This window comes from Trichothermofontia sp. (assembly GCF_053493415.1).
The window spans coordinates 1-7,341 of the sequence record NZ_JBRCAD010000040.1 but is presented as its reverse complement, the minus strand read 5'-3'; the positions used below and the strand labels follow the sequence as shown (position 1 = coordinate 7,341).

The following is a 7,341-nucleotide window of genomic DNA, read 5'->3' as shown; positions in this document are numbered from 1 at the left end:
CCATACCCCCCACCCCGCCAACCCATCTGTTTTACCCCGCTGCTCGTGCCCCTCATTTCTCCAACGTCCCAAGATCATGTATCGGAAACGCCTTAATGACAATCGCCTCAAACCGATGCGTTACGGAACACCGCGATCGCTGGATTGGGGTTGGTTCTTGTTATTGGGCAGCGCCGCTCTCCTGCTCTTTACCCTAAATCTGGGGGATGTGCCCCTGCGGGACTGGGATGAGGGTACGGTTGCCCAAGTCGCGAAGGAAATCTGGCAGGCAGGTCCTGGCTCCACCACCTGGCTGCATCCCACCCTCTGGGGGGAACCCTATCTCAATAAACCTCCCTTGCTCCATTGGCTCATTGCCCTCGGGTATCAACTATTGGGGGTTAACGAGGGGACCGCCCGTCTCCCCGGTGCATTGCTCACGGCCCTCTCCGTTCCCCTGCTCTACCTCCTCGGTCGCGAACTGTTTGGGCGAGAAACGCCTGCCCGCTTGGCGGCAATCGTCTACCTAACGCTGCTACCCGTCGTGCGGCATGGACGACTCGCCATGCTGGATGGGGCGATCCTCTGTTTTTTTATCCTAATGTTGTGGTTCCTGCTCTGGTCCCGACGGGATCTCCGGGCCTGTTTGGGGGTGGGCATCAGCCTAGGGCTGATCTTTTTGACCAAAGGACTATTAGGAGTTTTGCTGGGGACGATCGCCCTGGTTTTCGTCGCCTGGGACACACCGCGCCTGCTTACCTCCCTGTCTTTTTGGTTGGGGTTGGGCCTGGGCTGCCTACCCGCTGGCCTCTGGTTTGCCGCCCAATGGCACTCCTATGGTCAAACTTTTGTCAATACCAGCGTGATGAACCAATCCCTCGATCGGGTCTGGACAACCGTGGGCAATAATAGTGGTCCCCCCTGGTATTACCTGCTGGAATTGCTCAAATACACTTGGCCCTGGCTGTTGTTCCTACCGGCGGGGCTAGTCCAGGTTTGGGAGAATCGTGCCTTGGGGTGGGCCAAATTGTTACTGGTCTGGGGGGGGGGATATCTGCTGGCGATTTCGCTCATGGGGACCAAACTCCCCTGGTATGTGATGCCCCTGTATCCCGCGATCGCCCTGATCGTCGGCCTCCACCTCACCGACATTTGGTACCAGGCGAATCCCTTCGGCCTGGGGCAGGCGAGTCCTCGTCCCTATCCCCGTGCCTGGACAGGAGTCCTCGCGCTGTTGGCCCTAGGGGGGTGGGGGATCAGCTTCTACTATGGCCGGGTGGTATCTCCTCCGAACTGGGCCTTACTCCCCACCACGATCGCCGTTGGGTTAACGATGACAACAGCCTTGTTCTTGCTCCGGCGGCAGGATGCCCAGTTCATCCTGGTTTTGGCCTGGGGGATGTATGTGTCCCTAGTGCTGCTGCTGTTGTCAGGCCATTGGCTTTGGGAATTAGGAGAAGATTATCCTGTCCAACCCGTAGCCGCCATCGTGGCACGGGAAGTTCCTCCTGGGGTGCCGGTCTACACCTCGAATCCGATTCGTCGCCCTTCCCTGGAATTCTACGCAGAGCATCCCGTCATTCCCCAGCACGACGATGAACTGCAACACCGCTGGCACCAACAGCCCCCCCCCTATTTGTTGCTGGACGCCGCCGCCGCCCAACGACTGGCACTGCCCACACCCCAGGCCTTAGGACAGGCCGAGGGATGGACCTTAGTAACGCGACGATCGGACCAGCCGTCAGCGCCAGCCGCACCCTAGCGCCCTTCGTGTTGCTCGTAGGCTGCAATAATCCGCTGCACCAGGGGATGGCGAACCACATCGGCCTGGGTCAATTTATGAAAGGCAACCCCTTCGACAGTTTGTAAAATCTGACAGGCCACCTCCAGGCCAGAGGGTTGATGGGGCAGTAAATCCGTCTGGGTAGTATCGCCCGTCACCACCATGCGGGAACGGAATCCCAAACGGGTCAAGGCCATTTTCATCTGGGCCGGGGTTGTATTTTGGGCCTCGTCCAGAATGATAAACGAGTGATTCAGGGTACGCCCCCGCATATAGGCCAGGGGGGCCACTTCAATGATGCCGCGCTCCATCAAGCTGGTAATTTTTTCGGGATCGGTCAACTCGTACAGGGCATCGTAGAGGGGACGCAGGTAGGGATTAATCTTTTGCTGTAAATCGCCGGGGAGGAAGCCGAGCTTCTCCCCCGCTTCGACCGCCGGTCGGGTAAGGATCAGCCGTTCATATTGGTTGGCCAGGAGGGCCTGAATCGCCAACACGGCTGCCAGGAAGGTTTTACCCGTCCCCGCTGGCCCCGTACAAAATACTAGGTCACAGGTCCGTATGGACTGGACATACTGGCGTTGCCGAAAGGTTTTCGCCCGAATGTCCTCCCCCCGTCGGGTACGGGCCAGCACGTCCTGTCGCAGATCTTTTAATTCATCCTGACGCTGGGTATCCAGGGCATGGCGACTGGTGAGAATATCCACGCTGGAGACCCCAACCCCGGCTTCCCACAGGTCAGCGAGCGATCGCACCAGGCGATTGCACAACGCCACCTGGTTAGCAGTTCCGGAGATGAGGAGTGCTTGTCCCCGCAGAACCACACTGGCCCCCGTTTGGCGGGCTAGGAGCTTAAGGTTTTCCTCCCGATCCCCCGCCAGGGCGATCGCACTTTCAGGGCTAGGCAGTTGAATCGTGCAGGTTTCAGCCATGCTCAATGGGATCGCGGACTAGGGTCAGGGATCGACCGAGGCCGACGGGTCGGTAGGCTCCGGTGTCCTCCCCTAGCAACCGGTTCATGGCTGACAGCCGCAAGACCGTCATCCGGTCCATGACCATGCCCGTGCCCAAAGACCTCCAGGTGTAGCGTGTGGCCTGCGGCCTGGGCAACCGCTGTCAGCACCGTCCGGATTGCTTGCAAATTCCGGCCCCCACGCCCAAAGGCTCGACCCTTATCTTCGCCCTCAAAGGCAACCCGCAACCATACCCGTGATCGGGTGGAAATCTCACAATCCACACGTAGGGAGTCCGGCGAATCCAAAAGGGGTTCGACGAGAAACCGCAGGAGGTGTATGTAATCTGGAGGGGCTGGGGTCACAACAGGGTCAGCCGGGGGGGGGACTGATTCAGGCACGGACTTGTTCAAAAACGTTGGCTTTAGCCAGAATACTACGAACGGTTTCGGTCGGCTGGGCACCTTCCTGCAAACGCTTGACGATCGCCGGGATATCCAGCTTCGTTTCATCAGTGCGGGGATTGTAAAAACCCAATTCTTCCAGGGGACGCCCATCGCGACGGCTGGTTGCGTGGACCGCTACAATCCGATAGCTCGCTTCCCGCTTCTTGCCCATCCGCTTTAGTCGCAGTTTAACCATATCAACACATGCTTGAGTTCCATACAGATATTCTAGGCTAGCAGGTATTGCCCCATTTCGGACGGATCACGGGCCTCAATTTTAAATACACCTGGTTCAGACACCTGGTGTTGAGTGCAGTGGGTCGCGTGGCTTCAATCTGAGCGGCCATCCCCTAAGGTTAATCCCCCAGCACTGGCGAGGGGCTTTGCGCAAGCCAGCATCTCACCTTCTTCGCCCGGTTTGGGAACGTGGGCATGGGGGGACACGCCTAGGCAGCAAAGCAACCTCAGAGGATGGTTTAAAAGGGGGATCGCGCTTAAAACCGTGACTACGAACCTCGACGTTTGGCTGTCCTACGGGTTGCTTGGCGTTTGTAGTAGCGACTTCAAACGGCTGGTTTCTGGACGTTTCAAACACCCTCTCAGGGCTGGCACGGGTATCGCGGCGTATCTGGTAGAATCCTTAACAGAATCAGAAATTTATGCTTGTGCCCTTTGACCAAAAAATAATGGGATGCAAGCCCCGTCCTTCTCGGACGGCTTTGAGTAAATCGCAAACACCTTAATCAAGGTGCTAAAATTGCAGCATGGTAACCCTCACTTACGAGTACAAGCTGCAACCTACGCTTGCGCAGGAAGCGATTATTGAGGACTGGCTGGAGATTTGCCGGCAAGTCTACAATTTCGCGCTGGCCGAACGTAAAGATTGGGCGCGTTCTCGCAAGTGCGATATCAATGCTTGCCGCATCGACCGGGAGTATATCATCCCTGCTGCTGCCCAGCGGCCCACATACTACTCCCAGTGCCAGGCGCTGGCGGCTGCCAAACAACAGTTCCCAGAATTGAAGCGCCCCCATACGCATGGGTTGCTGCAACAAGTGCTGCGACAAGTGGAAGCGGCCTTTGTGGCGCTGCAAGCTGCTTGGTGAGGGCAATGTCTAAGACACCCTGTGAGCCAAGAATCCCCGCGCCTAAAGGCGCGGGGAGTTGTCAAGTTATCGGCTTAATGGCGCGTTGACGTTGAGGTTGGTCACCTCAGGATTTGCTGAATTTTTCAATGATATTGCCCTGCGATCGCAGGGGATTTCCCAGATGTGAGACGAGCCAGTGACATGGGGGCGAAACCGCCTAGCCTGCATCAACCCATTGTCGCGCTACGAGAGACATGATCTATGCAATCACTGGTTAATCTGGGTGTGTCTGGCTTGAGAACATCTACCCGGCGGCGAGACCTAACCCCAACGGCTCCCCCACCCACTGGCTCCCGTTGGGCCTATCTGCCCCCTTGGCTGCGTTCACCCCGGTTGCTCCTCCAGTTACTATCCCTGGCGATCGGGGCGCTTTTACTCAGCGTTGGGCCAGCGGTACCTCCGGTCCAAGCTGCCAGTAGCACGGTTTTACAACGGGGCAGTACGTGTAACTCAGTGCGGCAATTACAGACAAACCTCACCCGTGTGGGGGTCTACAATGGGCCAATTTCCGGCTACTTCGGCAGTCAGACAGAGGCAGCGGTCCGTCGCTATCAAAGTACTCGCGGCCTCCGGGTGGATGGGGTGGCGGGTCCGGCAACCCTATCGCTGTTGCAGCGGGAAGTGAATGGGCTGGTAGCCGTTACGCCAGTTGTCCCAGTACCCCCCCAAGTGGTCACCACCCAAGCAATTGTGACAACCCAACCGGTGATGACCCCAACCCCGATCGTGACCATGCAGCCCGTAGTAGCCACGACTCCGATCACGGCTCCTACCCCCATCATTAATGCCACCCTCCGGCGCGGCGATCGCGGTTCAGGGGTTACCCAACTTCAGCGTAGTTTGCAGGCCGTCGGGGCTTACGGTGGACCCATCACCGGCTATTTTGGGAACTTAACGGAGGATGGCGTTCGGCGCTATCAGCGACGGCGGGGCTTACCCGTCAATGGGGTGGCTGGCCCCGCCACCCTCACGACCCTGGCGAGTGATCTCAACGTGGTAGCCATTAGCTATCCTGGGACCGGCGCACCGACCCTGGTACCCGTCGTGAATCCCGGTACCCAGGTCGTGACGACCACCCAGGTAGCCACGACCCACTACGTTGCCGTGCCGGGTGTTGTGCCCCCACCGGTCGTCGCAACTCCCTTACCCGCCCCCATAGCCACAGGTTGGGTGGGCACCCCTAACACAGCCTGGAGCACCCCTACGCCGATCACCTACGGCAGTGCGGGGGGGGAAGTGCGGGCGGTACAGCTACAACTGCGGAATTTGGGGTTTTACCAAGGCCCAATTACGGGCTACTTTGGTCCGGAGACCCAAGCAGCGGTCTACCAATATCAGCAATCGCGCAACATCCAACCCACGGGCACCATCGGCCCCACCACCCTATCCCACCTCAGCCGTGAGATCTAAACCAGATCTCGCTCAAACGGCAGTTAACGCTGCCATCACGGCAGCGACCGATTGGAGTTCCTTAGCCCGTCCGGCATTGGCCCCAGCAAAGATCAAACCGTTGATGACATCCCCGCGACTGGCGCGATCAAGGGCCTGGAGGATGCAGTAGGTTTCCTGGGCATCGCGCCACTTGCAACTGTGGAGGCAGTTCAGACACCCCCCCTGGGGGCGCCGTGTACCTGCAATCGCCTGCTCCGCAAAGGGATTACGCAGTGCCCGTCCGGGTAGCCCCACCGGGCTGGGGACCAGGACCACCTCATCGGGACTGGCCTGACAATGAAATTCCTTATAGGCCAGATCGGCGTCGCACTCGTGGGTGGTAATAAAACGGGTGCCCAGTTGCACCCCCCTAGCCCCCAGAGCCAGCATGGCATCCAAATCGGTCCGATCCCAAACCCCCCCCGCTGCGATCACGGGAATGTCGGCCCCCACCTCGTCGCGCAGATAGCGGACTAGAGCAGGAATCACCTGCTCAGCACTGAGGGCTGGGTCTAGCAACTCCGACGCCTTCGCCCCCAAGTGTCCCCCGGCATAGCGCGGACTTTCGACGACGATCGCATCCGGCAGGCGATCGTACTGACGTTCCCACTTGCGACAAATCAGTTGAGCCGCCCGTACCGTAGACACGATCGGCACCAGGGCGACCTCTGGATAGCCTGCCGTATATTCCGGTAACCGCAGGGGTAAGCCCGCCCCTGCAATTACTAAATTCACCCCCGCTGCCGCCGCCGTGCGGACCATCGTCTCGTGATCGCGGGTAGCCACCATTGAGTTGATGCCAATCACCCCCGTCGGGCTGAGGGTACGGGCCAAGCGTAATTCGTCAATCAGGGCCAATCGGTTGGCCTCAAAAAACTGGGCCTGGGGTTGCTTCCCTGATCGTTGGGGATCAAAGTAGGGGGAATTCAACCCCAACCCGGCGGTGGAAATGATGCCAATGCCACCGGCATTCGCCACTGCCGCCGCGAGATTGGCACCAGAGATCCGCACCCCCATGCCCCCCTGAACGATCGGATAACGCGCAATATGCTGACCAATGCGCAAAGGTGTGAGTCCTTTCATCAAAGCCATCCGGTAACTGAACAACGGGAACTGCCCCCTCTGCACAGGGCGACAGTTGATTAACTATATAACCAATTAGCTATTATACTCTTTACGTTTTAAGTCAATTCTTTAGAAAAGTTCATGCAGTGGCCTAATTCAGCCACAGAACGTCAGGATATGCCGGATAGCGGCTCAAGGAAATCTTAAGAATTGCGTTCGCTGCCCCTCTCCCTAGGGGAGGGGCCTAAAGCCCCGGCGCTTCGGGGACTGCCCCGCATCCAGTTTGGCAGCGGGGACGGGGGGAGAGGGCAATGGCCCGGTGCTCACCCCCCCGTATGCGCAGGCCGATTAGGTAGAGGCAAAGGTAGGAGGGGGCGTATCTTGGGAAGGGGGGCATTTATGCCCAGGCCGTTGCGCCTGCGGGGGCAAATCGAGGGTTTAAATCCAATGCAATTTATTGATCACGCTGAAATTGAAGTCCGAGCAGGGAAAGGCGGGGATGGCATTGTGGCCTTCCGCCGCGAGAAATATGTGCC

At 58.6% G+C, this 7,341-nt stretch carries 8 protein-coding genes; 4 read left to right on the top strand and 4 right to left on the bottom strand.

The features are described from left to right. The first annotated feature begins 76 nt into the window (after window positions 1-76). Window positions 77-1,741, top strand: coding sequence for an ArnT family glycosyltransferase (locus ACWIUF_RS03980; RefSeq protein ID WP_448570930.1), 1,665 nt, complete (start codon window positions 77-79; stop codon window positions 1,739-1,741). Here ACWIUF_RS03980 and ACWIUF_RS03975 read toward each other — a convergent pair. The 3 genes from ACWIUF_RS03975 to rpsP are packed head-to-tail and all read right to left on the bottom strand — an operon-like array spanning window position 1,738 to window position 3,357. After that, entirely contained in the window at window positions 1,738-2,694 is a 957-nt protein-coding gene (locus tag ACWIUF_RS03975) for a PhoH family protein (RefSeq protein ID WP_448570929.1), read from the bottom strand. The genes ACWIUF_RS03980 and ACWIUF_RS03975 overlap by 4 nt on opposite strands. A 2-nt stretch (window positions 2,695-2,696) precedes the next feature. After that, window positions 2,697-3,080, bottom strand: coding sequence for a KH domain-containing protein (locus ACWIUF_RS03970; protein WP_448570928.1), 384 nt, complete (start codon window positions 3,078-3,080; stop codon window positions 2,697-2,699). Window positions 3,081-3,108: 28 nt separating this feature from the next. Continuing rightward, a complete protein-coding gene (rpsP, locus tag ACWIUF_RS03965; protein ID WP_448570927.1) occupies window positions 3,109-3,357 on the bottom strand; it encodes a 30S ribosomal protein S16 in 249 nt (82 codons plus the stop codon). A gap of 568 nt (window positions 3,358-3,925) precedes the next feature. Between rpsP and ACWIUF_RS03960 the strand changes: the two genes are divergently transcribed. Both ACWIUF_RS03960 and ACWIUF_RS03955 read left to right on the top strand, forming a co-directional pair. Then, window positions 3,926-4,267, top strand: a complete 342-nt coding sequence (locus ACWIUF_RS03960) for a helix-turn-helix domain-containing protein (RefSeq protein WP_448570926.1) — start codon at window positions 3,926-3,928, stop codon at window positions 4,265-4,267. Between the two features lie 243 nt (window positions 4,268-4,510). Then, entirely contained in the window at window positions 4,511-5,719 is a 1,209-nt protein-coding gene (locus tag ACWIUF_RS03955) for a peptidoglycan-binding domain-containing protein (protein ID WP_448570925.1), read from the top strand. A 12-nt stretch (window positions 5,720-5,731) separates the two neighbouring features. Here the strand turns inward: ACWIUF_RS03955 and ACWIUF_RS03950 are convergent, their stop codons facing one another. Beyond that, the gene (locus ACWIUF_RS03950) at window positions 5,732-6,823 is read right to left on the bottom strand and encodes an NAD(P)H-dependent flavin oxidoreductase (RefSeq protein ID WP_448570932.1); all 1,092 of its coding nucleotides are present in this window, start codon (window positions 6,821-6,823) and stop codon (window positions 5,732-5,734) included. A gap of 381 nt (window positions 6,824-7,204) precedes the next feature. Here ACWIUF_RS03950 and ACWIUF_RS03945 point away from each other — a divergent pair. Continuing rightward, the coding region (locus ACWIUF_RS03945) for a hypothetical protein (RefSeq protein ID WP_448570931.1) at window positions 7,205-7,341 on the top strand (137 nt) is incomplete at its 3' end.